The organism is Agrobacterium sp. NPDC058088, from assembly GCF_042885035.1.
Lineage (GTDB): Bacteria > Pseudomonadota > Alphaproteobacteria > Rhizobiales > Rhizobiaceae > Agrobacterium.
In genome coordinates this window covers 191,871-217,678 of the sequence record NZ_JBHVSU010000001.1, presented here as the reverse complement: position 1 = coordinate 217,678, position 25,808 = coordinate 191,871, and the positions used below count along the sequence as shown (strand labels likewise).

General features: G+C 56.3%; 22 protein-coding genes. 13 read left to right on the top strand and 9 right to left on the bottom strand.

Going from position 1 to position 25,808, the window contains the following annotated elements; genetic code table 11:
* The first annotated feature begins 487 nt into the window (after nucleotides 1-487).
* A complete protein-coding gene (locus ACFVTJ_RS01110) occupies nucleotides 488-1,003 on the top strand; it encodes a PIN domain-containing protein (RefSeq protein ID WP_113502320.1) in 516 nt (171 codons plus the stop codon).
* 38 nt (nucleotides 1,004-1,041) lie between these two features.
* On the opposite strand, the gene ACFVTJ_RS01105 is transcribed toward ACFVTJ_RS01110, so the two are convergent.
* Nucleotides 1,042-1,545 (bottom strand): DUF6428 family protein, encoded by a 504-nt coding sequence (locus tag ACFVTJ_RS01105; protein ID WP_386903884.1) that lies wholly within the window; start codon nucleotides 1,543-1,545, stop codon nucleotides 1,042-1,044.
* A gap of 43 nt (nucleotides 1,546-1,588) precedes the next feature.
* Between ACFVTJ_RS01105 and ACFVTJ_RS01100 the strand changes: the two genes are divergently transcribed.
* The 3 genes from ACFVTJ_RS01100 (at nucleotide 1,589) to ACFVTJ_RS01090 (ending at nucleotide 4,198) form a co-directional block, all read left to right on the top strand.
* Nucleotides 1,589-1,957, top strand: a complete 369-nt coding sequence (locus ACFVTJ_RS01100; protein WP_386903882.1) for an ArsR/SmtB family transcription factor — start codon at nucleotides 1,589-1,591, stop codon at nucleotides 1,955-1,957.
* A complete protein-coding gene (gene arsK, locus ACFVTJ_RS01095) occupies nucleotides 1,950-3,149 on the top strand; it encodes an arsenite efflux MFS transporter ArsK (protein ID WP_386903881.1) in 1,200 nt (399 codons plus the stop codon). Before ACFVTJ_RS01100 ends, arsK begins: the two co-directional genes overlap by 8 nt.
* 104 nt (nucleotides 3,150-3,253) lie before the next feature.
* Nucleotides 3,254-4,198, top strand: a complete 945-nt coding sequence (locus tag ACFVTJ_RS01090; RefSeq protein ID WP_386903879.1) for a DUF4238 domain-containing protein — start codon at nucleotides 3,254-3,256, stop codon at nucleotides 4,196-4,198.
* Here the strand turns inward: ACFVTJ_RS01090 and arsH are convergent.
* Genes arsH through ACFVTJ_RS01065 form a run of 5 tightly spaced genes read right to left on the bottom strand, consistent with a single transcriptional unit; the run spans nucleotide 4,185 to nucleotide 7,951 of the window.
* Nucleotides 4,185-4,913 (bottom strand): arsenical resistance protein ArsH, encoded by a 729-nt coding sequence (gene arsH, locus ACFVTJ_RS01085; RefSeq protein WP_386903877.1) that lies wholly within the window; start codon nucleotides 4,911-4,913, stop codon nucleotides 4,185-4,187. The genes ACFVTJ_RS01090 and arsH overlap by 14 nt on opposite strands.
* Nucleotides 4,888-5,313 carry an arsenate reductase (glutaredoxin) gene (gene arsC, locus ACFVTJ_RS01080; RefSeq protein WP_386903875.1) on the bottom strand — a complete coding sequence of 142 codons (426 nt, stop codon included), beginning with the start codon at nucleotides 5,311-5,313 and terminating at the stop codon, nucleotides 4,888-4,890. The genes arsH and arsC overlap by 26 nt, the downstream gene beginning before the upstream one ends.
* A 2-nt stretch (nucleotides 5,314-5,315) precedes the next feature.
* A complete protein-coding gene (gene arsB, locus ACFVTJ_RS01075; protein ID WP_386903873.1) occupies nucleotides 5,316-6,374 on the bottom strand; it encodes an ACR3 family arsenite efflux transporter in 1,059 nt (352 codons plus the stop codon).
* Complete coding sequence (locus ACFVTJ_RS01070) at nucleotides 6,374-6,712, bottom strand: ArsR/SmtB family transcription factor (protein ID WP_386903871.1); 339 nt, start codon at nucleotides 6,710-6,712, stop codon at nucleotides 6,374-6,376. Before ACFVTJ_RS01070 ends, arsB begins: the two co-directional genes overlap by 1 nt.
* Before the next feature lie 51 nt (nucleotides 6,713-6,763).
* The gene (locus ACFVTJ_RS01065; RefSeq protein ID WP_386903869.1) at nucleotides 6,764-7,951 is read right to left on the bottom strand and encodes a Fic family protein; all 1,188 of its coding nucleotides are present in this window, start codon (nucleotides 7,949-7,951) and stop codon (nucleotides 6,764-6,766) included.
* Between the two features lie 271 nt (nucleotides 7,952-8,222).
* Between ACFVTJ_RS01065 and ACFVTJ_RS01060 the strand changes: the two genes are divergently transcribed.
* The 3 genes from ACFVTJ_RS01060 to ACFVTJ_RS01050 all read left to right on the top strand — a co-directional run bounded on the left by ACFVTJ_RS01060 (nucleotide 8,223) and on the right by ACFVTJ_RS01050 (nucleotide 13,118).
* The gene (locus ACFVTJ_RS01060; RefSeq protein ID WP_113502332.1) at nucleotides 8,223-8,819 is read left to right on the top strand and encodes a hypothetical protein; all 597 of its coding nucleotides are present in this window, start codon (nucleotides 8,223-8,225) and stop codon (nucleotides 8,817-8,819) included.
* A 42-nt stretch (nucleotides 8,820-8,861) separates the two neighbouring features.
* Complete coding sequence (locus tag ACFVTJ_RS01055; RefSeq protein WP_386903867.1) at nucleotides 8,862-10,769, top strand: AAA family ATPase; 1,908 nt, start codon at nucleotides 8,862-8,864, stop codon at nucleotides 10,767-10,769.
* A gap of 78 nt (nucleotides 10,770-10,847) precedes the next feature.
* A complete protein-coding gene (locus ACFVTJ_RS01050; protein WP_386903866.1) occupies nucleotides 10,848-13,118 on the top strand; it encodes a DNA cytosine methyltransferase in 2,271 nt (756 codons plus the stop codon).
* Between the two features lie 28 nt (nucleotides 13,119-13,146).
* Here ACFVTJ_RS01050 and ACFVTJ_RS01045 read toward each other — a convergent pair whose 3' ends face one another.
* Nucleotides 13,147-13,827, bottom strand: coding sequence for a hypothetical protein (locus tag ACFVTJ_RS01045; protein ID WP_386903864.1), 681 nt, complete (start codon nucleotides 13,825-13,827; stop codon nucleotides 13,147-13,149).
* Nucleotides 13,828-14,389: 562 nt separating this feature from the next.
* Here ACFVTJ_RS01045 and ACFVTJ_RS01040 point away from each other — a divergent pair.
* The 5 genes from ACFVTJ_RS01040 to ACFVTJ_RS01020 all read left to right on the top strand — a co-directional run bounded on the left by ACFVTJ_RS01040 (nucleotide 14,390) and on the right by ACFVTJ_RS01020 (nucleotide 20,635).
* The gene (locus ACFVTJ_RS01040) at nucleotides 14,390-14,569 is read left to right on the top strand and encodes a hypothetical protein (protein WP_162764483.1); all 180 of its coding nucleotides are present in this window, start codon (nucleotides 14,390-14,392) and stop codon (nucleotides 14,567-14,569) included.
* 94 nt (nucleotides 14,570-14,663) lie between these two features.
* Nucleotides 14,664-15,494, top strand: a complete 831-nt coding sequence (locus tag ACFVTJ_RS01035) for a hypothetical protein (RefSeq protein WP_386903862.1) — start codon at nucleotides 14,664-14,666, stop codon at nucleotides 15,492-15,494.
* A gap of 43 nt (nucleotides 15,495-15,537) precedes the next feature.
* Nucleotides 15,538-17,775 (top strand): Mu transposase C-terminal domain-containing protein, encoded by a 2,238-nt coding sequence (locus tag ACFVTJ_RS01030; RefSeq protein WP_386903860.1) that lies wholly within the window; start codon nucleotides 15,538-15,540, stop codon nucleotides 17,773-17,775.
* A gap of 2 nt (nucleotides 17,776-17,777) precedes the next feature.
* The gene (locus tag ACFVTJ_RS01025; RefSeq protein ID WP_386903858.1) at nucleotides 17,778-18,773 is read left to right on the top strand and encodes an AAA family ATPase; all 996 of its coding nucleotides are present in this window, start codon (nucleotides 17,778-17,780) and stop codon (nucleotides 18,771-18,773) included.
* Entirely contained in the window at nucleotides 18,770-20,635 is a 1,866-nt protein-coding gene (locus ACFVTJ_RS01020) for a TniQ family protein (RefSeq protein ID WP_386903856.1), read from the top strand. Before ACFVTJ_RS01025 ends, ACFVTJ_RS01020 begins: the two co-directional genes overlap by 4 nt.
* Before the next feature lie 221 nt (nucleotides 20,636-20,856).
* Here ACFVTJ_RS01020 and uppW read toward each other — a convergent pair whose 3' ends face one another.
* The gene (gene uppW / locus ACFVTJ_RS01015; protein WP_386905229.1) at nucleotides 20,857-22,182 is read right to left on the bottom strand and encodes a Wzy-type polysaccharide biosynthesis protein UppW; all 1,326 of its coding nucleotides are present in this window, start codon (nucleotides 22,180-22,182) and stop codon (nucleotides 20,857-20,859) included.
* A gap of 406 nt (nucleotides 22,183-22,588) precedes the next feature.
* Between uppW and uppZ the strand changes: the two genes are divergently transcribed.
* Nucleotides 22,589-23,572: a polysaccharide biosynthesis acyltransferase UppZ gene (uppZ, locus tag ACFVTJ_RS01010; protein ID WP_386903855.1), complete on the top strand. Its 984-nt coding sequence runs from the start codon at nucleotides 22,589-22,591 to the stop codon at nucleotides 23,570-23,572.
* Nucleotides 23,573-23,852: 280 nt separating this feature from the next.
* Here uppZ and ACFVTJ_RS01005 read toward each other — a convergent pair whose 3' ends face one another.
* On the bottom strand, nucleotides 23,853-25,799 hold the full coding sequence (locus ACFVTJ_RS01005) for a methyl-accepting chemotaxis protein (RefSeq protein WP_386903853.1): 1,947 nt from the start codon (nucleotides 25,797-25,799) through the stop codon (nucleotides 23,853-23,855).
* Nucleotides 25,800-25,808 lie beyond the last annotated feature (9 nt).

Here is a 25,808-nt window from a genome sequence, read left to right as displayed (position 1 = left end):
TGAATTTCCTCGTAGCCGGTACCTCTTCATCGATCAGATCAGTCTTCGGGGCCGCCTCGTGCAAGTAACCGCCGTGCTTCATCGGTGATGTTAGCCGGTCTGTGCTCGACGATGAATTCGTGGTCTCCGGCTTTCACCACAACCCTTCCCGCTGCACGAACACGATCAAAGAAGCGGCGAAGCTCCAAGTCGTTTTCTGTGAGGGTAAGGAATTCTTCCGAGCCGCTGCCTGACAAATCCACCTCCGGACACAAGAATTCCTTTGCGCCTCCTAATAATAAGGAGAACGCGCGATGCCGGTCCGCCGACCATATAGGTTAAATGAAAAGGATGTCCAGCAGAGTTTTATTAGAACTTCCGAAAATTCATTTCAATATTTCTACAAGTATGGAAGTATCGACGGTGCCCAGGGTGCATTCGTCTTCACTTTAATTCTAATTTAACCATGCAATGGAAGGCTGTCGCCAGCGAAAACTAGGCTATCGACATGTCACTCGGCTACCTACTCGATACATGCGTTCTCAGTGAAACGAGCAGGCGAAGCCCGCATCCTGCCGTGGTCCGATTCATCGAGACGGCCGAGAACCTGATGCTTCCGATAGCCGTCGTGATGGAATTCCAAATGGGCATAACGGAAATCTCTCACAAAGACCCTGTTCGCGCCGTGCGCTTAGCGACCTGGTATCAACGGCTGGCTGCCTCCGGGCTTCCTGTCATCGATACGAACACAGAGGTCGCAGAGGTTTGGGGCGTCTTGGCCGCAGACCCCAGATTGAAGAACCTGTTCGTCGCGAACGCAAGAGCGCAACGGCCACGGGCTGGACAAGACCTCCACATCGCGGCGGTAGCCCTAGTTCACCGAGTTGCAATCGCTACCATGAACGTCAAAGACTTCACACTGATCGACCGGTTCTACCCCCTGCCAGGAATCTATAATCCCATGGAAGATCAGTGGCACGCTCGTATGGAGCCTCTGGCTGGGCTTGGTAGTCAGGTGGCTTAGGAGAGCGACCTGCGTCTCGTCCACCGGTCCCGACACCCTTAAGCGCAGCAGCTAGATGCAGGCCCACAACAGGAAGCCGCCTTCATTGATTGCTCTGCCAGCCAGCGATCTCGCGGCTTGCAGCTCGCTGCACGCGGCGAAAGCGAGACATGCAGAGTCCCGTCCACGAGGATCGGTGCCCCAGCACAGAAAAGCTGCATAGGCTGAACCCCATCACTGACCTCGAACGTCAGCTTGGCCGACCCATCAACACGGACATGCTCAGAGACTTTACGAACTATGGCGGCGAATTTTCCGGCCATCATATGAGTGCGGTCGCCTTCCTCGATATCCCAGAGCTGAACGAAGATTTCTGACCAAGCCTCTGGGTTGGCTCCGCAGTCAAGAGCGGAGAACTGGCCTGCCTTAACCTCAGTCACGTGATATCCGGGGCGAATACTGGTTTGGTTGTAGAAGAATATCAGAGGGAGGTCTGGGGTGGCGGCTATCGAATCGAGCATTTCGCCGAGCGTGATGTCCCCAGTCTTGTGCATCATGTTCATTTGCGCTACTCCGTTATTTCAATAGTTCAAGGAATATTGAAATATGGATGAACGTCAAGCCCTCGCATCGTTCGCTGCACTGTCGCAAGAAACGCGCTTGTCCATTGTCAGAACCCTAGTAGTCGCAGGCAGCGAGGGCATGACGGCGGGAGCAATTGCTGAGCGCATGAACCTCTCACCGTCGAACGTCTCGTTCCATCTCAAGGAACTAGATCGCTCAGGGTTGATCAGTCAGCGGCGGGAGTCGCGGTCAATGGTGTACACCGCCGGATACGATACGCTGGCCGAGCTTGTGAAGTTCCTCATGGAAGACTGTTGCGCCGGTCATCCGGCCATTCGTAGCTCCGTTGAGCAACGGGATACGTGCTGCCCCTCTCCGGACGTCAGCAATCAGGATGGCGTTCGTGCCTAATCGTCATACCGCTATCGTATCCGCGCTCGGCCTTACGCAGATCATTGGCTATGGGACGTTGTACTACTCGTTCTCGATCCTGGCACCGCATATCGCAGCGGACCTTGTGATCAGCCTGGAAGAGGTCTTTGGCGTCTTTTCCATTTCGCTGTTCGTCGGCGGCTTGTCCGCGACAGTCATCGGAAGGCAGATGGATAAGATCGGTGCGGCAACGGTGCTCACGCTTGGATCGGTCCTTTCGGCCCTCACCCTGATTTTATGCGCTTGGTCCCCCTCGGTTGCGGTATTCGCGGGCGGGATCGTCTTGCTGGAGGTGTCATCGGGCATGGTTCAATACCAAGCGGCCTTCGCGGCTCTGGTCGAACACGATCCGAAGACTGCATCGCGAAATATCACCTACCTCACCCTGATCGGCGGCTTTGCCTCCACGATTTTCTGGCCGATTTCGACAGCTCTGCTGGACGTCCTAAGCTGGCGGGAAATCTATATCCTGTTCGCCGCTCTGAACCTGTTGCTATGCATGCCACTGCATTTCTGGATCATGAGGCAGGGTAAAACCATCAGGGCCAACGGTATTCGACAGGCGCGTGAACACGTCGTTGGAGCAATCCCGCTGGAAAATCGGCGAAAGGCGATGCTGATCGTTTCGGCGGCCTTTGCCATCCTCGGCTTCACTCTCGCATCTATCCTCGCTCACATGGTCCCTATGCTTGCCACCCTCGGCTTGGGTTCTGCAGCCGTCGTCATCGGCGCTCTGTTCGGCCCGGCACAGGTCGCCAGTCGACTAATTAACATGGTCTTCGGATCGCGGTTGTCGCCACCGATATTGGCGGTAATGTCCGCTGCCCTGATTGTTGGCGGCATCGTCATCCTGGGGATCACCGGAAGTTCGCTAGCCGGAGCCGTGGCCTTCGCGATCTGCCTCGGTTTGGGCTCGGGCATTAATTCTATCGCTCAGGGCAGCCTGCCTCTGTATCTTTTTGGCAGCGACGGCTATGGCGCGATCACCGGGAAGATGGCTGCCGCCCGGCTTGCTTCGGGTGCGGCGGCACCATTCTTGTTTGCAATCGCCATGGAGCAATTCGGCATTGCCGTTTCTCTCGTCAGCACGGCTGCTCTAGGAGTTATAGGAATGGTCGCGTTTATCAGCGTCGCGTACGAAACGCGACGAAATCTCGTAGAAGCTGCATGATCTCTGAAGAGTGAAAAGTAGCCCTTGGATGGTGAAGAGGCTTTAAAGAACATCTGTATCAGGTCTACAGTTTCATCAACCTCGGTACTCAGCCTGGTCTCGACTTGTCAGCGAACAACGCAGCTCCTTCAACGCATCATTATATCCCCATCTTCTATTCGAAGCGGTGGGCTTCAGGCGCTCCACCGCTCCTAACGCGCTACGCTTTATGGCGTCCGGGGATAGTTTCGATTGACCGCAAAGCGCCTAGAGGTGTCGGATGGGAACGACACGGCTATTCCTTCGACGGATTTTCAGGGGACGAAGCGGAGGCTGTCGAAACCAAGCTGATGAGCCCGAAGGATTCCCTCGCGAGCAGAATGCTCGCGAGGTTGGAGCAATGTGGAGCTGACGGCCACTGGAACGATGACGACCGGTTTGCTTGGACTTGGTTTCTAGTCTCATTGCTCGTCAGAGGTCCACAGGATGTCGAGTCGGCGAAGACGAACATCAGCAGGGAATGGGCAAACCCAAACGAACGGATGGAGGCACGTTACCAAAAGCTATTCGACGACTTTCCGGAAATGCGGCGGCACGCAGCTCCAACGCTGAGGGAATACATCGGGTCAATGGGAGATGATTACGGCAAGCGCCTTGGCGTCAAGATAATGGCCTACATGACCGACCATAATGAAATCTCAACGGCCATCGCGAACATGCACTGGGAAGTGAGATGGTTGAAAGCTCCTTCTCTTTTGCTGACTTCTGACCGGCCACTGAGACGAGACTACCCCTTCCGTTCACCCAACTCTCTCATTACTCTCCCTATCGGTCCGAAGGCCGTGTTTCTTGCTGCTCGCTCCCGCGAAGTAATCAACCGAGTGTTTCGCGATGGAGAGACAGAGTTCGTCCGCAAAAACAATCGACTGTTGGTTCGACAGGCGCGCAAGTTCGCTTTCGCCTTCGATGATCAGGACCGGGATTGGGTGCCAAGGAACCTAGCCAAGGAACCTCAACCAGGATTTTTTGATTTCATAAAGGGCTCTGGAACGCCGATCAAATTGAGTTGAGCTGAACTCGATGTTCGAGCTTTGCGGCCTCTTCCTTTCGCTCGCTATAGCGGTCGGTCAGATATGTTGAGGCATCGCGTGTCAGGAGGGTGAATTTCACCAACTCCTCACACACGTCAACGACGCGGTCGTAGTAGGAAGACGGTTTCATGCGGCCATCGGCATCGAACTCCTGGAAAGCCCTCGCCACACTGCTTTGATTTGGAATTGTGATCATGCGCATCCACCGACCGAGGATGCGCATCTGGTTCACGGCATTGAAGGACTGGCTGCCTCCGGAAACCTCCATGACAGCAAGCGTCTTGCCTTGGGTCGGACGAACTGAGCCGAGCGAAAGCGGTATCCAATCAATCTGTGCCTTCATGATACCGGTCATCGCGCCGTGACGCTCTGGGCTCACCCAGACCTGGCCTTCCGACCAAGTTGAAAGATCGCGCAGCTCCTGAACTTTCGGATGGCTCACAGGAGCTTCATCCGGCAACGGAAGCCCTGCCGGATCGAACACTCTGACTTCGCAGCCGAAATGCTCCAGCAGACGACGGACTTCATGGGCCAGGAGGCGACTGTAGGAGATTTCACGCAGCGAGCCGTACAGGATCAAAATCCTGGGCTTGTGCGTGGAAAAGGCCGGTCGCAGAGCATCGAGATCGGGCTGGCGGAGATGCTCCTGAGAAGCTGCAGGAAATGTATCAGACAATGCGCTGTCCCCTTTCATCGAGAACCTGTTCGCCGTCCTCTTTGGTGAAGGGCCCTTTGAATGCGTCGGCAGGCAGGATGTCGAGGACGGCCTCTGACGGGCGGGACAGGCGCGTGCCCATCGGCGTTATCACAAACGGACGGTTGATCAGGATCGGCTCCTTGAGCATCGCGTCGAGAAGTTCGTCATCGGTCAGGGCTGGATTGTCGAGACCGAGGTCGGCATAGGGCGTGCCCTTTTCTCGGATTGCTTGACGAACCGTCAGACCGGCATCTGCGATCATTTTGATGAGCTTCTCACGTGAGGGCGGCGTCTTCAGGTATTCGATCACGGTCGGTTCGATCCCAGCGTGCTGGATCAGCTCAAGCGTGTTGCGGGAGGTTCCGCAGGCGGGGTTGTGATAGATGGTAACGTCCATTGTCAGTTCCTTTCGGATACGGTGTTTCGGGAAACGGAGGGGGCGGCCTCGTACCAACCCTTCGAGCGGTTCACGATCCAGACGACGGACAGCATAACGGGCACCTCGATCAGGACGCCGACGACGGTTGCCAATGCCGCTCCTGACTGGAACCCGAACAGGCTGATTGCGGCAGCGACGGCGAGTTCGAAGAAGTTACTGGCTCCGATCAATGCCGATGGACCGGCAACGCAATGTTGTTCACCGGACATCCGGTTTAGCAGGTAGGCGAGCCCAGAGTTGAAGTAGACCTGGATCAAGATTGGCACGGCCAGCAATGCGATGATTGTCGGCTGAGCGATGATCTGCTCCCCTTGGAAGCCGAACAGCAGCACAAGAGTTGCCAGAAGGGAAAGGAGGGAGATCGGCTGAAGCGTCTCCAGCATTCTGTCGAGACCAGCGGTGTTGCCGTCGGCGGTAAGCCTGTTACGCAGCACCTGAGCGATGATCACCGGCACAACGATGTAGAGACCGACGGAGATGACCAGGGTGTCCCATGGGACGGTGATTGCCGACAGGCCAAGCAAAAGACCGACGATTGGTGCGAAGGCAACGATCATGATCGCATCGTTCAGCGCAACTTGGGACAACGTGAACAGCGGGTGCCCCCTAGTCAGGTTGGACCAGACGAAAACCATTGCGGTGCATGGTGCCGCCGCCAGGATGATGAGACCCGCAATATAGGAGTCGATCTGGTCGGCTGGCAGGTACGGCCTGAATAGGTATCCGATGAACAACCACCCCAGGAGCGCCATCGAGAATGGCTTCACCGCCCAATTGATGAACAGCGTGACGCCGATGCCTCGCCAAAAAGTGCTAACCTGGCCCAACGACCGGAAGTCGATCTTCATCAGCATCGGGATGATCATCAACCAGATGAGGATTGCGACGGGAATGTTGACCTTGGCGATCTCGGCAGCGCCGATGGTCTGGAACACGCCAGGCATCAGATGTCCGAGGGCGACGCCGACGATGATGCAGAGGAATACCCAAATCGTAAGGTAGCGTTCGAAAGTCGACATCAGACGCTCCGATCCTGCAGCCGTTCAGCAATCAGCGGCGCACAAAGCTCCGTAGAACCGCCACAGCAATCCTTGAGGAGGAAGAGAGTTAGGTCCCGGAGCCCATCGAGATCGGCGCGGTAGATGATGGATCGGCTTTGGCGTTCGCTCTTTACCAACCCTGCTCGGGAAAGCGTGGCAAGATGTGAAGACATGGTGTTCTGGGGCACATCGAGCAGCTTCGCCAGCTCACCGGCGGGGACGCCATCTGGCTCGTGGCGAACCAGAAGCCGGAACGTCTCCAGTCGAGTGGTCTGGGCAAGCGCAGAGAGCGCGGTGATCGCTAACGTGTTTTCCATATATCCAGAATAATGGATATTACAGCTCTGTCAACGAGTTTGTCCGGTACTTTAAATGCCATAGCCATCAGGCTCGTACTCTCCGAACGGCCGGTTCAGTAGAGTGACGGCTTCGGGCGCTGTGAAAACACGGTTGCGGGTGTACCCAGTCTTCTCTGTCAGAATTCCCGCATCGATTAAGCTCTTCATGGCTGTAGACGCCGATTGGAAGGAGACGTCGAGAAGTGAAGCCAGGCGACCGACGGTCAGGACCGGATATTCATGCAGGATTCCCAAGGCGCGAACGGCGGTCGATCCTGCGCGCCACTTGTCGCGCTGCAGCCAGTCGTCACGCAGTTCAGCGAGATCGCTGCGAAGTCGCTTCAGTTCGTAGACCGATTCCTTGATCGCGTTGGCCATGAACACGACAAGCGGTGAGTAGTCCATGCGTTGCTGCGCGGCCTTCAGGCTGTCGTAATAACGTTGCTTGTTCTCGTCGATGAACGAAGACAGGTAGACGGGTTCGTGGCCTTCGGCTGCCATCATGACAGGAAGCAGCAGACGGCCGACACGACCGTTGCCATCGCGGAATGGATGCACGCCCTCGAAATGCGCATGAGCGACAGCCAAACGGGTGATGAAGTCCTGGTTCATCATCTGCATGCCGTCCCCTTGGAGATAGCGGATGTGGTCATCCATACAGCCGGTCACGAGTTGTGGTGGTGGCGGATTGTAGGTCGATTGACTGATGTCTCCCCCACCGATCCAGACAACCCTATTGCGGAACTGCCCTTTTGGATCGCGATAATCCGCATCCGATTTCATGGTGGCGGCATGCAGGTCCCGGATCAGGTCGAGGTCAAAAATGGCAGTTCCGAGTTCTCTGGCTCTGGGTACCACAGTTTCTAGAGCAATCGCGTAGTCTCGGACCTGATGAGTGGCGTCATTCTGCGCGCTGTTTTCTTCCTCGACGAGAAGAAGCTCATCAAGCGTACTGTTGGTGCCTTCGATTGAGGAACTGCTAAGAGCTTCCTTGCGGACCGGGATGCGTGTGAGAAGATAATTATCCGGGACTGTGCTAGCGATAACAGCCGCTTCTTTCAGAGCAGCGTGTGCGTCACTGACGGCGACGGCAACTCCCTGAAGCGGTATACTGTCTTCAGACGGTGCTGCGGGAACGACCCCGTAATGGGCTTCGTGCGGTTCAGCGAAACGTTGAAGCGTCTGACGAACTGCCTCGCTGAGATTGTTCCTGTTCATCCCTTATCCTTTAACACACAGGGCCAGGAAGGCTCCATATTCAAGTTTAGCACCATAACCTTGAATAAGATAGGTCGTCTGGCCGCTATATTAAAGGTTACGGGAAGTTTCAGACGTCGGATCGCAAGCGACAATAGCTATTGACTCTGGTTAACGTGTTCTTTATTTGTTCCCGCCATGACCTTACTCGCTCTGCACCTCATACGAATATCGCTGTGATCGCCGCCTCTGCGGAGGCCGTTCCCATGCGTTATTATCGTGAGTTGTTCAGATGAGTATCGAGCCGTCGCAGCCCCCTGCCTGGAAGACCGCACCTCAAGGTCAGACTTTTTATCCTTCAGCCACAATCCGATGCGACGGCCCCGCCGTCTTTCGCAACCAGTTTGCACGGGATGTTGCCTGCCTTCTCGACGTTGATGACGCCATCACGGAATGGCGGTGCCAACCTCTCCCCTTCAGTGACGGACAGGAGTTTTACCGGCCAGATTTCGTCGCCAAAGTTGGCAACGGTATCATTGTCATCGATGCCGCGACCGATGACACGCCCTTATGGATTGAAGGGGCGGTACGCGCAGACGGTCACCAATATGAGGCGGTACGTCGCGCCGAACTTCCCCTCATTCGGCTGAAGAATGCCAAGGACCTTCTACGATACGCGAACTTCCAGACTGGTCTTGAAGATCGTGTGAGGCTGCTTGCCGCCTTGGACGAACATGGAACCCTGACGCTTGCCGAATGCCTGTCCGTATTTCGAGAGACGCGGCCGATAGCAGGCATGGCGTCCATGGTCCTTAACCGCTTCATCGACATCGATCTCGACGAAGCTTTGATCGGACCCGAATCCACCGTCCGCCGCCGTCGCGGCTGATCTCCGGTTTCGAAGAACAGTCCAACTGTTCAGGGGTTATCCATGTCCAAGAAACAATCCACCAGCGTGAAAACCGCTGAAGACTTCGCATTCATGTGCTCGTTGAAGCGATCCCTCAAGTCCCACCCCGTGTTCGCGGGAGGCGGCGAAGGCATCCTCGTTCTGGTCGCACCAGAAAGTCATTCACCCGTCCGGTACGGACCAGCCCTTCTAGACCAGCTATTCCCCGATGATGACTTCCGCCGCGATGATCGTGGTTTCATGTATCTCCTGAAAAGCGACAAGCTGTCGAAGACGTTGGACACCTTCCGCGATGAGTGCTCGAAGAAGCGGCGAGCCATCGTGATCGTCGAGCATGGAGCGATCATTCCTGCCGAGATCAAAGTCGGCGCAGACGTCATTACCAACATCCCTCCGATCACACCACGCGACCTGCAGATCGCATGCCGGATCGTCTTGGGGATCAAGGTAAGCAGCAAAGAGGCTAAGCAAGCAGTTTCATATCCGGAGCAGCTGTTGTGGTCGGCCCTCCGTCGCGGCCGGTCGATGTCCTCGGTCCTGGAACGGTTGACGTCGGCCGGACCCGACCAGGAAGGCGTGGTGACGCACCGACCATCTCGGGAGGTTCCTGCTCTGGAGCACATGTACGGGTACGGCGATGCAAAAGCCTGGGGAATGCAGCTGGCGCAGGACCTGGAAGACTGGCGAAATGGCGTCATCGATTGGGATGACGTGGACCGGGGCATTGTCCTTAGCGGCGCTCCCGGAGTGGGCAAGACTATTTTCGCTCAGGCCGTGGCGAAGCAATGCGGCGTAAAACTGATCGCGACATCCCTTGGCCAGTGGCAATCACGCGGTCACCTTGGGGATTTGTTGAAGGCCATGAGGGCGGACTTCGTATCTGCAAGGGCAGCAGTGCCATCCATCCTGTTCGTTGACGAACTGGATTCAATTGGCGACCGGCAGAAATTCAAACACGACAATGCGGATTATTCGATCCAGGTCGTCAATGCCTTCCTTGAACAGTTGGACGGGATCGGTGGCAGAGAGGGCGTGATCGTTATGGGCGCGACCAATCACTATGACAGGATCGATCCCGCCGTTGTTCGTGCAGGTCGCCTGGAACGACATGTGGCGATCCCGCTGCCGGATGCTGCAGATCGGCTGGCAATCCTGTCACAGCATGTCGACTTCCGAATCCCGGCAGACGAGCTGGAAAGGCTGGTCGTCCCGACACAAGGGATGTCCGGTGCGGACCTCGCCCAAGCGGCGCGCCACGCTCGACGCATCGCTCGCCGGGGAAAGCGGAATCTGACCATTGAAGACGTGCTTGAAGGGTTGCCGGAAGTCGTCCGGTTGACTGATGAACACCGCTACGCCAACGCGGTTCATGAAGCCGGACATACCTTGGTAGGGGTCACGCTCGGCGTCGGCAAATACGTCGGCACGCGTCTCGTCCAACAATTGTCGCTCGGTAAAGGCGCTAGCAGTCAGGCAGGAGCCGCGTATTTTGAGATGCCGATAATCGCGAACCGGGGGAGAGCCAACTACAGCGACCGGATCGCAATGACGATGGCGGGACTTGCCGCTGAAGAACTTATTTTTGGGGAAACTTTTGACGGTGCGGGTGCGGGTCAGTCGTCCGATCTGGCTAGGGCAACCTGGCTGGCCACGATGATGGAAACATCCTTTGGAATGGGAGCGTCGTACCGTCATTGCGTGGCAACGGATGATGACGGTCTCGAAACCCTGCGTCGCAGCGATCCCGATCTCCGCAAACACATCGACGCGAAACTTGCAGACGAATTTTCCCGCGCGAAAGGAATACTTGAGAACGAGCGCGATGTACTGCTCGCGCTCGCAAAGGAATTATTTGATCGCTGCACTCTCGATCCAGAGAAAGTGGCCGAGATTTTAGAGCGGTCCAGCCGGAGAAAAATTCGGGGCTGACGCAACCAAGCGATCAATCCTCAAAGTATTTCAAGATTTAATCGTTCTGTTTGGACGACGAGAATTCCTTTTGTGGCAATGGGAAACACCACCGCAAGGAATTCTCGTCAAAAAATGCCCGCAAAAAATCGCCCGAGCAAAAGATCGCCATATGATGAAACCCTTCACGCGGCAGGTATTGCGATCAACAGGATGCGCCTGAACCAAAGCAAAGGCATTTTCGCGCTCGCTGAGAAGATCGATGAGCTTCGAGAAACGCACGACACTGCGAACATCATTTCTCTTCTCCGCGACTGCGGCCTCAATGAAGATGAAATCATCACGTACATGGAATTGACGTCGAAGCTCGGTCACTACGAGGATTCGATCAAGTCACAAGGGCTGGGATACGACGGCGTTCGCGCACTCGTGCACTCCAGCGACGAAGCTATCGCTCAGGCAATGAGCCTCGGCAATGCCGGTGGACCTCTCGGTGCCAACGAAATCGTACGCCTTCGCGATATTCCAGAGCGCTCGAAAATTCCGGATATCGATGTCGTTAAAAAACTTCGGGAGGAATGTTTCGAAGCCGAATGTATTCGCATGGCGCGAGAGCGGCAGCAGTCATTCACCTCCATGGTCAGGGAACTGCACATCGCTTTGCAAGGTTATGCAGAGCGCCTGAGATATGTGCGCCATTACTATGAGAGGGTTGAGGACTACAATGTCCTTGCAGACCTGAGCGATGAAGACATCGAAGCGTTACGTCAGGAGGGCGTAAAGGTTAGCGAGATTGAGGAAACGTTCTTCGGAGAGAAAGAAGATGAAATTGTCGCCCTGGCGAAAACCCTTCTCAAGGAATTCGACGAATTATTTCCGGGTCGCGCTATCCCAAAATCCAACTGGGGACTCGTTGGTATTGATGATCCAACGCTCCGCTGTTTTGCGGAAGCAAGACATGCCCTTGTGGCCCTCCAGGTAGGCGGGTTTCTAGGTGGGTTTCCTTCCGACAATTCCGAACACGGTCACTGGGACGCGCTGTCGTCCATTGCTTATCTCGCCGGTATTCATGGCGGCAGCACTCTCTCACGACGCTTCTCGCCGAGACCGGTTGGAAAGCTGAATGCGTTCATCTTGCGTGCTGCGAGCGGGGTTGAAGCAGTCGGGCTCGATGCGGCCGGTTTCCGTGCTCGCGCAACCTACACGTCGATGAAGCCGGGAAGGCCGAGAGGCCGTTTATTGACGCCATCCGGTCGACAGAAAGTTGTCGCATATACGATGGAGGGCACTTCCGCAGTACGGTTTAACCCTCTGCCTCTGGAGCAGCCCAGAAAACGAACATTCCCGCACAGCTGGAACGTGCGGCGCTTTCAGATCGACAACGACGAACTTCTCGCTGATCTGAACGGCGAGATCGGTCGCCTCAAAGGGCAAGATGTCCATCTTCTTGCTGCGACACTCACAGACCAACCGTTTAAGGAAAGAGGCCGAGGCGAAGCCGACGAACGTCAGCAGTTCGGCCACGCGTTTCAGCTGCTCCGGGATATCAGGCCGAAAGGCTTCTTCTTCGAAACTTCTGCAGAGTTTCGCGGCCCAAAACATCTTCCCCTTCGCAACCGGCTGGCGCGTCAGGCCGATGAGCTGGGGTATCTAATCACAGATTTTGAACTGAACGCTTTATCGTTCGGCGTGCCACAGGATCGGCCGAGATCAATCTTGATGGGTGTGGCAAAGGAGTATGGATCGCGGCTCCGGCAGCCGATTCTGGCGAACCCGATAAAAATAACGGTCGGCGAGGCTATCGCTGACGTGGCTTTCGGCTTCTTACCGGAGATTGAAGCAATTCCAGAAGAGTCGCGGACGAAAGGCCAGATCAAGTATCACAAATGGGCGACGGAATGGCTGGCGGATCACGGTCATAAGGACGCGCGCGATACCCTGAGCCTCATTCGCGGAAGTTCTGACACCTTTAACAACTGGCATGAAAGAGGCTTCAACAGGGACGAAACGTATACCGTCACACCACGGCTCGAAGACCTGCAAACCTATTCTGTGCCACTGTCGCTTTCTATTTTGAAGAGGCTGCAGGGGATACCAGATGACTGGACATTTCTTGGGTCGTTCCATGAGCAATGTGCACAAATCTGCGAAACGACGCCGCCGGTCATCTATCGCGTCATCGGCCACGTCATCCATGCCGCTCTCACAGGTCAGGATGTGGATATTGATCTAGCGGCGCGGCAGAAGCTCGACGGCATACGGTGGAAGACAGCATCCGGCTTCCGAAGCATGTCCGAGAGCCAAAATCCTGCGCGTCGCAAGGCGCTAGAATGGCGTGCACACATCCTGATGGAGGAGGAAGGTCCCTGACCGGTTTGGTGGATCAGGGACTCTTGCCTTAAAAGTCGAAACCCAGGTCAGGAATGTCGCGCTTGCGCCATTCTTCCCAGAGCATTTCCTTAACCTGCGGGACGCTGAAACCCTTGACCATATTGACCTCTACGTCATTGATAACAAGTTTAGCGTCGTAATTGGCGACATCAATTCGCCACTTGTCGTCCCCGACTTCAAAGTTGATCGAAAGAACACCATCGATCCTGTTCACCGTTATCGGTCTATCCGTTTTGTCTTGAATTGTCTGTTCAACGTCGCGCAGGACCTTAACGAAATCGGTGTTGTCGATCAGCCCGGGATGCGAATTGCGAATGCGCAGAACCGGATACTCTTTCAGATACGTCGCGATCTGAGCAAATATCTCGTCGACGTCCCCGCGAAATTTGGGAGTATCGGATGGGCAGCCCCATTCGACAAACTTCCAGTCGCCATAGCCTAGCGGCTCTTCTCCGACATCCTTGATTTGCAGACATGTGCCTTTCCAAGGGTTTACAGAATTGGTGAAGAGCGTATCCGTAACAAGGATGGTCACCGCATGATGCAAGCTGCCGTCTTCATTTTCGAAGCAAATGTCCCCGCCCAAAGTCGAGTTTCTCTCATATCGCGCTTGCAGTCCGAGTTCGGCAAGGACGGGCTTCAGCTTCTCCTGTACCTCGCCTAATCTTTGCAACTTCAGAAATTTCATATGTAGGGCTCTCCAATTTGGGTCACCCTATTTCACCGCCACGAAGCTGCATGGGACAACAACGTGGCCCGATATCGCGTTAACCATACTTCAATCTTTAATAAAATCTTAACGACCCTGGCTGGACTTGCCTCTCGCCCGGTGGCATTCGTTGCGGCGCGTCCTTTGGAGAAGAGTAATGTCGTTCTTCCGAATACCTCATCAAGCGCTCAGCGCTCGCTACGGGTTCGCAGGCTAACTGCCTTAACGACTGCTGGCGCGCACGCGCATTCCAGGTCCACCTGTCTCCCAACACATGGCCATTTGGTGACTGCTTCGAGCCGTCGCGACCTGTCGCGAAACGTTCGGTCAGCCACGCCCGAAGGTTGCTTCTCCTCGCGATGTTGCAACCGAAATGAGTCTTGTCTCAGTTGGTTCCGACACCTGCGGTGGCCGTGAAGATATCGGATTATCCCCTCGTCGCCATCAACGCGGCAAGGAATTGCGAACCATCGACATGATGTCGGGCAGGGTTCAGCGTTAAACCGAGATCAACCAAATGGCAAACCCTGGAATGAAAACCGTGGCGACACGGAACGAAAACGTGCGTCCCAAGCGTCGTAAAGGCAAGGCCAAGCGCAACTGGTTCGGATACCACCCGGCTGACGATTTCTCGACCACCGATTGCCTTGGCTTTTATGACGTCAAGGACTGCTTCTTCTCGTCAGTCGGCGAGCGCCTGAAAGCGTTCGACCGTTCCTAAGGCCTCCGGCCCGCAACCTAATCCGAAAACATCAGGCAGCATCCTTTGGCTATTCAGCCAAGGGCGGAGCTTTGCCAAATTGAGGAGCACGGACGTGCGTCATACTCATAAGATCGCCAAGCATCTTTACCTGAAACGCGCTGGACTGCGTGAACTTTCCTTCCCGAACGGATCGGCTTCCACCTTCGATCAGTTGCCGGTGCCGACTTCCGCCAGCTACCTCGCAGTCAGCGGTTCGATGGCGGCCAAGCCGCGCTCCGCCTGGCACGAGCCCGATCATGGCCTTGCCGTGCGCATGCCCGCGCTCAAGCAAGCGAAGACGACGCGTGGTCACACCTTCTACCGTGACACTGTCATCTACCACGAAAGCGGCCTTGAACATCGTGTGAGCGTCGTTCTTCAAACATATCGCGGCCTTGCCCGGCTGATCTCCCAATACCCAAAGGTCGAATGGATCGATGAGGATGGAGAGGTGCATCACCATACCTGCGACTACTTCATCGAGCTGCTCGACGGCACCCGTATCGCAATCGTCGTGAAGTACGAACGTAAACGTGCCGAGATGCTCGATCTGATCGAGCGCATCTGTGACAACGGCGTCACCGGGATCGGCAAGGGTGGAAAGCGCTCGGTCGGCGTCGCTGATGCCGTCGCTCTGGTAACGAATGCGCAGGCAACCCAGGAAGCATTCGAAAACGCTTATTTCCTGCTCTCGTCCCGTTCTCATCACGACCAGGCCGAATGCGCCGTACTCTATGACATCGTCCAGCAACTTCCCGGTGCCTTTCGTTTCGGACAGTTGCTCCTGAACTGCTGGCCTCGCGCCAAACGCCGTACCGCCATCTGGCGTCTCCTCGACCTCGGCCTCATCGAACCGGTCAATCGTGGCCTGATCGATGAACTCTCCTGGCTGCGCGCCACCTGAAAACTCCCGTTCCACCGCCGTCCAATCAACGAAAGGACATCCTATGGATTTTCGCCCTGTACCTGCACGCCGCTTCATCCATTCCATGATCGGGATGGCCCGGCAGGACCGTTACGAAGATAAAAAGCGCAACGAAAACTTCATCCCGCTGATGCGCGATGATCTCGGCTACATGATGCAGGCCGAGAACGATGCCGAGCGCAAGATTTTCCTCACTCACTCGGAAATCTACAAGGCGCTCGATTCCAACCAAGCCGAAATCAAATACGGCCATAATGGCGTCGCTCAGCAGGCGCTTCGCGCAGCCTTCGGCGACCAGACCTGGAGCGACTTCGACGACAGGCCGCATCTTCAAACTATCGCCCTTTGGCGCGAGAAGATGCTGCAAAAGTATGCCGACGAGTGCGAACTTACCGGTAAGCGCCTGCCTTTTTCCGAAAAAGTATTGGAGCCGTATCTGCGCAAATGGCGCAAAGAGGTCATCGGCGATCTGCTAGACCTGGACGAAGAGGATGAAGAAACGGAGAGGGGCCGCGCCGATCAGGCGGAGGAGATTATCGTCTTCAACCGCCCGAGCGCCAAAACCTTCAAACGTTGGCACGACCTCTATCACGGCTGCGACATGGATGTGATGGCGCTTTTACCGCGTCATCACGGTCCTGGGCCAAAGCTGTTCTCGTTCAAACCGGCGTCGATTGCCTTCGCACACAAGGAGGCGATGGGCTACCTCGACCGGAGCCGTCCGACAAAGGCCCACACCTACCGCAACTACCTGGCCGCTCTTCATGCGCATAATAAAACCGTTGCGGTGCACCGCCAGGTCGAAAAGGTCTCGCGCAAAAAGTTCGAGGCGATGATCGCCAAGTTCGACGTGTTCCATGTTGTGGCGAGCCGCATGGGTGAGAAATTCGCCATTCGCAAGTTCATGGCGATCCGCCGCAGCTTCACCGTGCTTGCCCCCGGCCAGCGCATCGAGATGGACTTCGTCAATGTCGATCTCGTGTCCCTGCTGGTGGAGACGGGAATCTGGGCGATCCTGCCCGAGGACGTCCAGGATAAAATCCCGCGTGAGCGCATCTACTTCGGAGCCGCCATTGACGTGGCGACGCGCAATATCCTGGCTTTCAAGGCAAGCCTGGCTCCCAACGGTGCGTCGGCTGTCGCCACGATCCGCATGATCATGACTGATAAACGGCACCTGTCCACTCATGTGGGTGCGCAGACGCCGTGGATTGCGAAAGTCCGCCCGTGGTTTATTACCCATGATAACGGCTCGGAGTTCATCGCCAAGAAGACCCAGGATGTACTTCGCCTCGCTCGTATCGAAGCCACCCGCCCACCTGCGGGCCAACCAGCCTGCCGTCCGTTTATCGAGAAGCTGTTTCATTCCATCGGCCATCTGATCACCCCGTATTTCGACGGCCGTACCTTCCACAATGTCGTGGCCAAGGGTGACTACGATCCGCAGAAACACGCCAGTCTGCTGGTCGAGGAGCTGATCAAGATTTTCATCTTCGCGATCTGCGACATCTACCACAACAAGCCGCACGAGGGGCTTGGAGGAAACACTCCGCACAATGCCTGGGTTCAAGCCTGCCAGGAATATGAGATCGACTACCCGCCGGGTCCGGCTGAAATGCTGCAGATTTTCGGCCACAAGGTTAAACGCCGCATCACTCCCTATGGCGTCACGTTCATGGGCATCACCTACAACGACCCGGAGCTTCAACGCATGCGCACCAAGCATGGGGAAATCGACATTATGATCAAATTCGATCCGGAAGGCGTGGCCCAGGTGGCGTTCAAGTCCGACAAAGGGTGGCTCGTGGCACGTAACACTGTTGGTCTCGACGATAGCGTTTCCCTGGCGGAGTGGATCGCGGCACGTAACGAACTTCGTGCCCACTATGCGACCGCTGCGGAACAGGGTCTGAAGGTTATGTATGAGGCCATCAATCGCCTTCGCAAGATCGGTGAAGCGGCAACCCTGCGTGCGGGCCTTTCGCCCCGCATTCCGACTGTAGCCGATTTCCTGAAATGGGAAACGGAGGTGTTCGGCTCGTGGAATGTCGTTGCGTCTGAGGATGTCCCGCCGCTGCTCCACGAGGGCCCGCTTCCGGACGACCCGCTGCATCTTGGCGTCGTCACCAACAAGCCGGAACTGTTCAGCAAGGACAAGATGGAACAGGCCCCGGAAGCGGCCGGTGAGGCAGAGGACGACAAGGATTCCGAAACAGAAGAATTCATTTCCAACTTTGCGAAATACGACGAGGAATACTGATCATGACCAATAAGAGTGAGGAACTTCGCGCGCTTCGTGTTCGCGAAAGCAGTCGTATTGTTTCTACGCCGCTGACCAAGCACCTCCGTGTTCGCGTCGAAGAGTTCTGGGAGCACGCGAAGGATTGCTTGGCAGGAGGCGGCAGCCGCCGCCGTACCCTGGCAATTATCGGCGAGTCCGGTACCGGAAAGTCGACAGCGCTCAAGCACGTCCTGGACAGCTTTGACGAGTTCAAACCTTACCTGAACGAGCACAACGAGACAATCATCCCGATGCTGAGTGTCGAGGTTGAGTACACGAATACGCCGAAAGACCTGGCCATCCGCATCCTTCGCATGCTCGGTGCGGATGGCAGCTACCGTTCGAATGAAACTGTCCTTTACGACGAGTTGAAGAACCAGCTCCGCGCCTCAGGAACCATCCTCCTCCACCTCGACGAGGCGCAGCACCTGAAGAAAGGCGGCTCCTCCCACGCAGTTATGGGGCTCAAGGATCGCTTCAAGAGTTTTTTGGTGATCGAGAACTGGCCTCTTCACCTTATCCTGAGCGGGGTTGAGGATTTGTCAGAACTGTTCACCGGTGACCAGCAAATGCCTAACCGGTCGAATCTTATGCGTTTTGATACGCTGTCATCACCCGCTGACAACAAGCGTGTTCAAGAAATCCTTGCTGACATCGCTGCCAACTGCGGCTTGGAGGTCGATAAGGCTCTGTCGACGGATGATTTTCTCGGGCGACTTGTGAAAGCGACGGGTGGTGGCATCGGCACCATGATCGAAATGGCCCGTGCAGCTTGCTTCAAGGCCCTGTCCAAAGGTCATGTGGCTGTTACGGCTAAGGACTTTGAATTCGTTTATGGCCGCACCTCCGGCAGCCTGCCTTCTGAAAACATCATTACGGCGAAGGCTTGGGTCGATCTTGATCGCAGCAACGCTCTCATCGACCTCGTCTCCAAAACGGTAGAACCGAAGCGCTCCAGGAAAAAGGCATCGAAATGACCCTCCGCGTCACCCTGGAATATCATCATAAAGAGACCCGCAAGAGCGTGCTTTCTCGCCTGGCAATGGCGAACAGCTATCGCTCACTAGAGGCGTTTCTCGCGCTCAACGGCACAAATGTATTGCCGTTCGAGCGCGGAGAAGCAAAAGCGATCAAACGGCTTTCGGAGTGGTCAGGTGTGCCCGCCGATCAGTTATCCTCTTACAACATCAAAAGCAGCGGAGCCGGTTCTAACTGGTGGCTTGGCCCTGCATTGATGAGCAGGGACATGCGGGTCGGGCCCTATCACCGTTACTGCCCGAAATGCGTTGCTGCTGACCTCCAGAACGGCCGTGGACGGGAACAAACACGCCCTTACGTCCGCGCAGCATGGATGACGCGAGCGGTCGAGGCATGCGTCGAGCATGGCTGCGTCATCGTAGAAGCTGTGCCTGACAAAAAGGCTCACGGTGACTTCGCTCGCTATGTTGCAGACAACCTGGAGCGTCTCCGAGAAGAGGCTGGGACAGTGCCTTTGGCCGCTTCAGTCGAAGTCGCGCGCTATGTGGAAAATCGCATCTACGGGAAATCAAGCAATGAATTCCTGGATCAGTTCGAAGCCTACGTTGCAATCGATCTCTGCCGAAACATCGGCAATTTCGCGATCCAGCACGGACTCGTCGAAAGTGCGGCGACAGCGGTCGGGGAACTAAGCCTGGTCGATTACGGTTTCGAAATTGCCTGCCAGGGGCCGGAACGTATTGAAGCAATGATCGCTGAAGTTATTACACGGGAACGTCCCCTCGCAATTGAAATGCAGGGCTTTTTTGGCAAGCTCCGCCGCTGGCTACTGCGCAACGAAGACAAAGACGGGTTCGCGGGAGTCATCGAGCTGTTCCAGGGCATCGCCGAGCGAAACCTTCCTATCGGCAGCGAAGAAACGTTCGTTCTTCCTACACGCCACCGTCATCTTCACTCCGTTCGGTCCGCCAGCATCGAATTTGGAATGGTTGAAGACCGAGTTTATCAGCTCGCTTTAGACGCGGGTCTGACGGAACCGACAGACTTGTCGAGCGGGCGCATCTACCTTGATGCGCAACGGACGCACGACATTCTCTCTGTCGCCCTGACTACGTTGACAACACCTGAAATCGCATCAGAGCTTCGCATCAACATTGATCGCGTACGGCAAATGCTAGACGCAAACCTTTTGCCCCGTGTCGAAGCTGCCCAGGATGGAACACGAATCTTTTCCCGCGTGCGTCGTTCTGATTTCGACGCTTTCAAAAAGCGCCTGGACGCGCCTATGGCTACGCCGACAGAGATTGATGCGCTGGTTCCTATTGGTCGTGCCACCCAGATTTTGTTCTGCACCATTGTCGACATCATCGAACTCGTCTTCAACGGACAGCTGGCCGGTCTTCGCCGTCTCAGTGAGGATGGAATTATTTCAGGACTAGGACTAAGCTTGGCGGAGCTTCAGCCACTTGTTGAGGACCGGCAGAAGTCGGCGACTGGATTGACGTTGCCGATCTTTGATCCGGCTGATCCGGAGTGCGGTCTGATGAACACCACACAAGTACGCCAAAAGCTGGCAACGGCAACTGGCACAGTGACGGAGCTGTTGAACTTCGGTTTCCTGAAACACGTAAAAGGTTTCAATCCGAAGACGCAGCGAGTGCGCGACTACATCTGCTCGAAGTCAGTTGAAACCTTCATGGAGAACTACATCTCTCTGGCGCACTTGGCAGAGCAGAGAGGAATGTTCGGTGTCACCGTCCGCGACAAGGTCGCAGATAAAGGTATCAAGTCCTTGTTCGAACCGACCGGCCGGAATTCACGCTACTACCTGAAACAAGACGTTCTCAACCTCGATTTCTGACCCCGATATCGATCAAACAGTTTTTGAAAGGTCCGCTTCGGCGGGCCTTTTTTTATGCCTTCGATTCTGGGGCGGACAAAGCTATCGGATCGAGACTCCTATACCTTTGTGATGGTGGTTGTGAAACAGTAGTGAAATCAACGACGCTTTTGTGGCTAGCGACGAATCAAGGGAGCGCAATCACCTGCTGCTACACATCAAAGTAGGCAATATTCCTGGCATCAAGCTCTCGCTGGGCCGCCGCGGGTCAGGGCAGGCTGCGGTTCGGCCTCATCCTCGACAAGGCTGGCATTTGCCTGCAGATGCAGGCCCATCACCGCCACCAGGAGTAAAAACCAGACGAAGCCGGAGCTGAGCAGAAACAGGGTTTCCAGAAAGCCGTAAAGCAGCACGTAAAGCCAGACGCCGATATAGAACCGCGTCAGCGGGCTGCCCCGCGTGGCGGCATCCATTTTGCCGAGATAGTGAAGCGGCAGCAGACATATCCAGATCATCACCAGAACCAGCCCCGGTACACCGCCCCCCAGCAACAGGTCGAAATAACCACTGTGGGAGGATGGCGCAGTCGTCGCCCAGCTATTGTTTTCGGTGAAGCTCGACATCAGGGTGTCGCTGCGCCAAAAGGCCTGGTAGCCATATCCGACGATCGGGCTTTGCCTGATGTAATCGATGGCGACGACCCAGATATCCGTTCTGCCGGTAAAACTGGCGTCGACACCCATCTTCGTCAGCATCTGCGCAAATACCGGGTCGATTGTGGTACCCACGGTCACAACCGTGAAGACCGACAGAAGCAGGGCCACGACCGTATATCGCCAGCGGGGCCAGCGCACGATGAACCAGCCGGCCGAGACGATAATCGGCATCAGGCCGAGTACCGTCTTGCCACCCGACTTGACCAGAAAGACGAGCGAGAGCAGCAGTATCATCGAGCCGCCGATGAAGGACCAGCGCCTGCAGAGATAGATCGCCGCGATGATCAGCACCGCCATGACCGAGGCGGCCTCGTTCTTGTGCTGGAAGACCCCGCGCCAGTTACCCGCCAGAAGTGGCTCCAGCGCGTCGCTGGCCTGGTGGATGGACCGCGACGGCAACACGATGACCCCGAAGTAACACAAGAACAGGATAATCATCACACAACCGGCAAGCAGCGTGGTGAATTGCCGTTCCGTGCGCGGCAATTGCAGAAAGCCGCTGGCAAGCACACAGATAATGGCGCACATCGCAAGCCGCCGGATCGAAAATAGCGGCGCTTCCCCCACGATCGAGGTGAAGACATGCCAGCCGAAAATCGCCGCCATCAGCAGGCGCGGGGTCAAGACGAGGGAAAACGAGCGCTCCTTCGCCATGAATAGCACGAAGCTGAAAAGCAGGATGATCGCGGTAAGCTGATTGAGAAGGTTGGACCCGGCCGCCATCGCCGATCCCTCATAGGTCGAGGAGAGCGAAATATAGGGCGAGAAACCGACCGTGAAATAAAGGAACGTCACATAAAACAGTGTATTGCGCCAATATCCACGCGCCTGTTCGTGGTGCCCAGCATCCATAAGGGGGTCTTCGCTGCGTTTTTCCATATGAGCTACATCGTATCCGATGCTTCCTGCGATAGCACCACTATTCCGCGAAAACCCTTTTTTTTAGTTATCTATAATATACGGTCGAATAGCTGATATTCAGGTAGATCGACGCATCGCCATATGGAAAGGCACATTTGCCGGAGAGGCCGGGCTCCGCCAATTACCGCAATATTGTCAAAATCGACCTTCTCACAGCACCGGAATAATTCCGGTCGCCGGGTTCTTCAGATTTTAAGTTTTTTTTGAACATATACACCGTCAATTCTTGCAAGCATCGGATGAGGATAATGCGGTGACTTTTTCGATGGGGTGCGATCCGCTGCCTCTCGTGCAGTGAGGCAAGGGACGTGGACGGTTGAGATTCTCAGGGGTGTCGATGCAAAAGGTTTATTCCATCCAGTTTCTGAGGGCGCTCGCGGCGTTTTCGGTGCTTCTGTTTCACATAATCGGCGAACCCTTCACGATTGGCGCCGCCGGCGTGGATGTCTTTTTTGTCATCTCTGGCCTCATCATGGGATCTTTCGCAACGACGGCGGGGCCGGGCGCGTTTTTATACCATAGGCTGGTCCGTATCGTACCGCTGTACTGGGCCGTGACCCTGGTGATGTGCGCCGGGGCGATGGCGGGCGTTTTTTCCACCTTCACCTTCACCCTCGAACATCTCTGGAAATCGCTGCTTTTTATTCCCTATACGGCCGACAACGGCGAAGTGGCTCCCCTTTTGGTCGTGGGCTGGACCCTCAATATGGAAATGTTCTTCTATATTGTCTTTGCGCTTGGACTTGCCCTGCGCGCACCGCTTGCGATCACGGTCGGCATCCTGTCCGCCATGGCCCTGGCGGGGCAGGTTTTCCAGTCGCAATCCCCCTTCATGCAGACCTGGACCTCGCCGCTCCTGCTGGAGTTTCTTGGCGGGCTGCTGCTGTCGCGCTTCATGTTCCAGGGTGTGCAAGCGGGCATCGCCGCGCTTGTTATCTCGGTAACCGGTTTCGTTGCCGCGGCTCTGATAAGCGAGCAATCCGGAATGCTGCGCCTGTTGACCTGGGGCGTGCCTGCCTTTTTCCTCGTGGCCGGATGCGTGTGGCTCGAGAACGGCGGGCTATGGCCCAGACGCCTGCTGAAGCCGATCGAGATCGTCGGGGATTCCTCCTACGCTCTTTATCTTTTGCACGGCCTGGTGATCTCGATCGTCCATAAGATACTGGCGCCCGGATTTCTCGCAGGCACCGTCATCATCATCGTTGCACTGGCCGTATCGGTCGCCGCGCATTTCCTGTTCGAAAAGCCGCTGATCAGGCTTTTCAGACGCGGATATGGCGGCAGGTCGCCGCAGCGAGACCGGGCCGTATCGGTGCGCTGACGCCAGCATTGGTCGCAGACCTCATAAAGACGATAGCAGATCCGCTTTGCAAACGACGCCGCGAAAAGCCACCCATTCCCCGGGGATTTCGGCGCATATCGAAGGGCGGCTTCATGTCTCTTCGGACGGACGGGACATCTGGATTGGCGGAGATGTTGTCACCTGCATAGAAGGCGCGGTCTCTCTGTAGTCTGATTTGGCAAAGTGGTTTTCGGTTACGCGAAATGCGCATCGGCGGGGATCTCTCCCCGCCGATGCCTAGTTGACAGCCAATCGTCTCTTAGAACTCCTGCCAGTCGCCCTTTGTGTCCAAAGCAGCATTGCCCGAGAACGCCGAGGCAAGCTTGCGGCCGAGCGCCCGCGCAGGAGATGTCACCGATCTGTCGCTGCCCGCAGCACTGCGAACCGGTGCGGGCTGGCTCTTCTGCTGATAGGCGTCATCGCCAAGCCTGAACTGCGACAGCAGCTGGTTGAGAGACGCCACTTCCTTGGCAAGGCTATGGCTTGCCGCATTGGTCTCTTCCACCATCGCCGCATTCTTCTGCGTATCCTGATCCATCTGGTTCACAGCCGTATTGATCTGCTGCAGACCCGAAGACTGCTCCTGCGCCGCTTCCACGATGGAGACGACGTGGCGGTTGATTTCCTGCACTTCGGACACGATGGTCGCCAGCGCCTTGCCGGTATCGCCCACCAGCTGCACGCCCTGCTGCACCTGATCGTTCGACGTGGTGATCAGCGCCTTGATCTCTTTTGCCGCATGGGCGGAACGTTGCGCAAGTTCGCGCACTTCCTGTGCCACGACCGCAAAGCCCTTGCCCGCCTCGCCCGCACGCGCTGCCTCCACGCCGGCATTCAGCGCCAGCAGGTTGGTCTGGAAGGCAATCTCGTCGATCACACCGATGATGTTGGAGATCTCATTGGCGGATTTGGCGATCTGTTCCATGGCGACCACGGCGCGGCGCACCACATCGCCGGATTGTTCGGCACCGGCCTTGGCACGGCTGACGATCTGGCCCGCCTCCTGCGCACGCCGGGTGGAATCCCGCACCGTCGTGGTGATCTCTTCCAGAGCCGCAGCGGTTTCTTCAACGGCGGCGGCCTGCTGTTCGGTGCGCTTGGCAAGATCATCGGCAGCCGACTTGATCTCGTTGGCTCCTGCACCGATGCCACCGGCATTCTGTGCAACCCGTGTCAGCGCCGACTGCAGCTTCTCGGCCGACATGTTGAAGTCGTTACGAACGCCATCGAGCGTCGCGGTGAACGGCTGGTCGATGCGATAGGAGACATCGCCGTCGGAAAGCTTCGAAAGGCCAGCTGCCAGATTGTCGACGGCGAATTTGACGTCGGCTGCTTCCTTGGCCTTCTGCTGCTCGCGCGCGATACGCTCTTTCTCCGACATCGACCGGTTGGCTTCGGTTTCCTGTTCGAGGCGAATGCGCTCGATCGCGCTTTCACGGAACACCTGAACGGCAACCGCCATCTGGCCGACCTCGTCCTTGCGGTCCATGCCATCGATCTCGGCCGCCGTATCGCCGCTGGCCAGAGACACCATGCGCTCCCGCAGGCGGGCAATCGGCGTTGTGATGCCACGCGAGGCCACGAAGAGTGCGAGAATGATGCCCACTGCAAAAGCGGCGCCCACGACGACCAGCGACGTCAGGATCGTGGAATTCGTCTGGTCGGTCAGATCGTCGCTGGATGCGACGACGCCCTTGGCTAGTCTGTCGACAAGTGCAGCGATGCCAGTGACTGTCGTCCTGATTGTTCTGTCCGCCGTCAACAGCAATGCCGCTGCTTCCTCATTCCGATCAACGAGACCGAGCTCCACAGCCTTGTCCGTAAGAGCCATGGTCTCCTTTATCTGCCCGAGGAACTTGTCAAGATCGGTTCCTTCTTTGGGAAAGGCGCTCTTTGCTTTCTCCAGGCGCGAGAACAATTCCTTCTTGTTGTCGACATAGCTCTGTTGCGCAAGCTTGATGTCGTCCCCCTTCGGGTCATAAGCCATGACCTGATAGGCGCCGTAAGCAAGGGCCGCCAGATTGCGGTTGGCACGGGATAGCTCCACCAGTGCGGCGTTGTCATTGGCGATGAAATCAGAATAGGCGGTGTCCGCCGCCTTGTAACGGCTGGCCATGAAGGCGGTGGCGGCAAGACCAACGACGCACAGGGGGAGAAGGATCGACAGGATTTTTGTGCGGATACTGGCGTTTTTAAGAAAGGACAAGGAAGACCT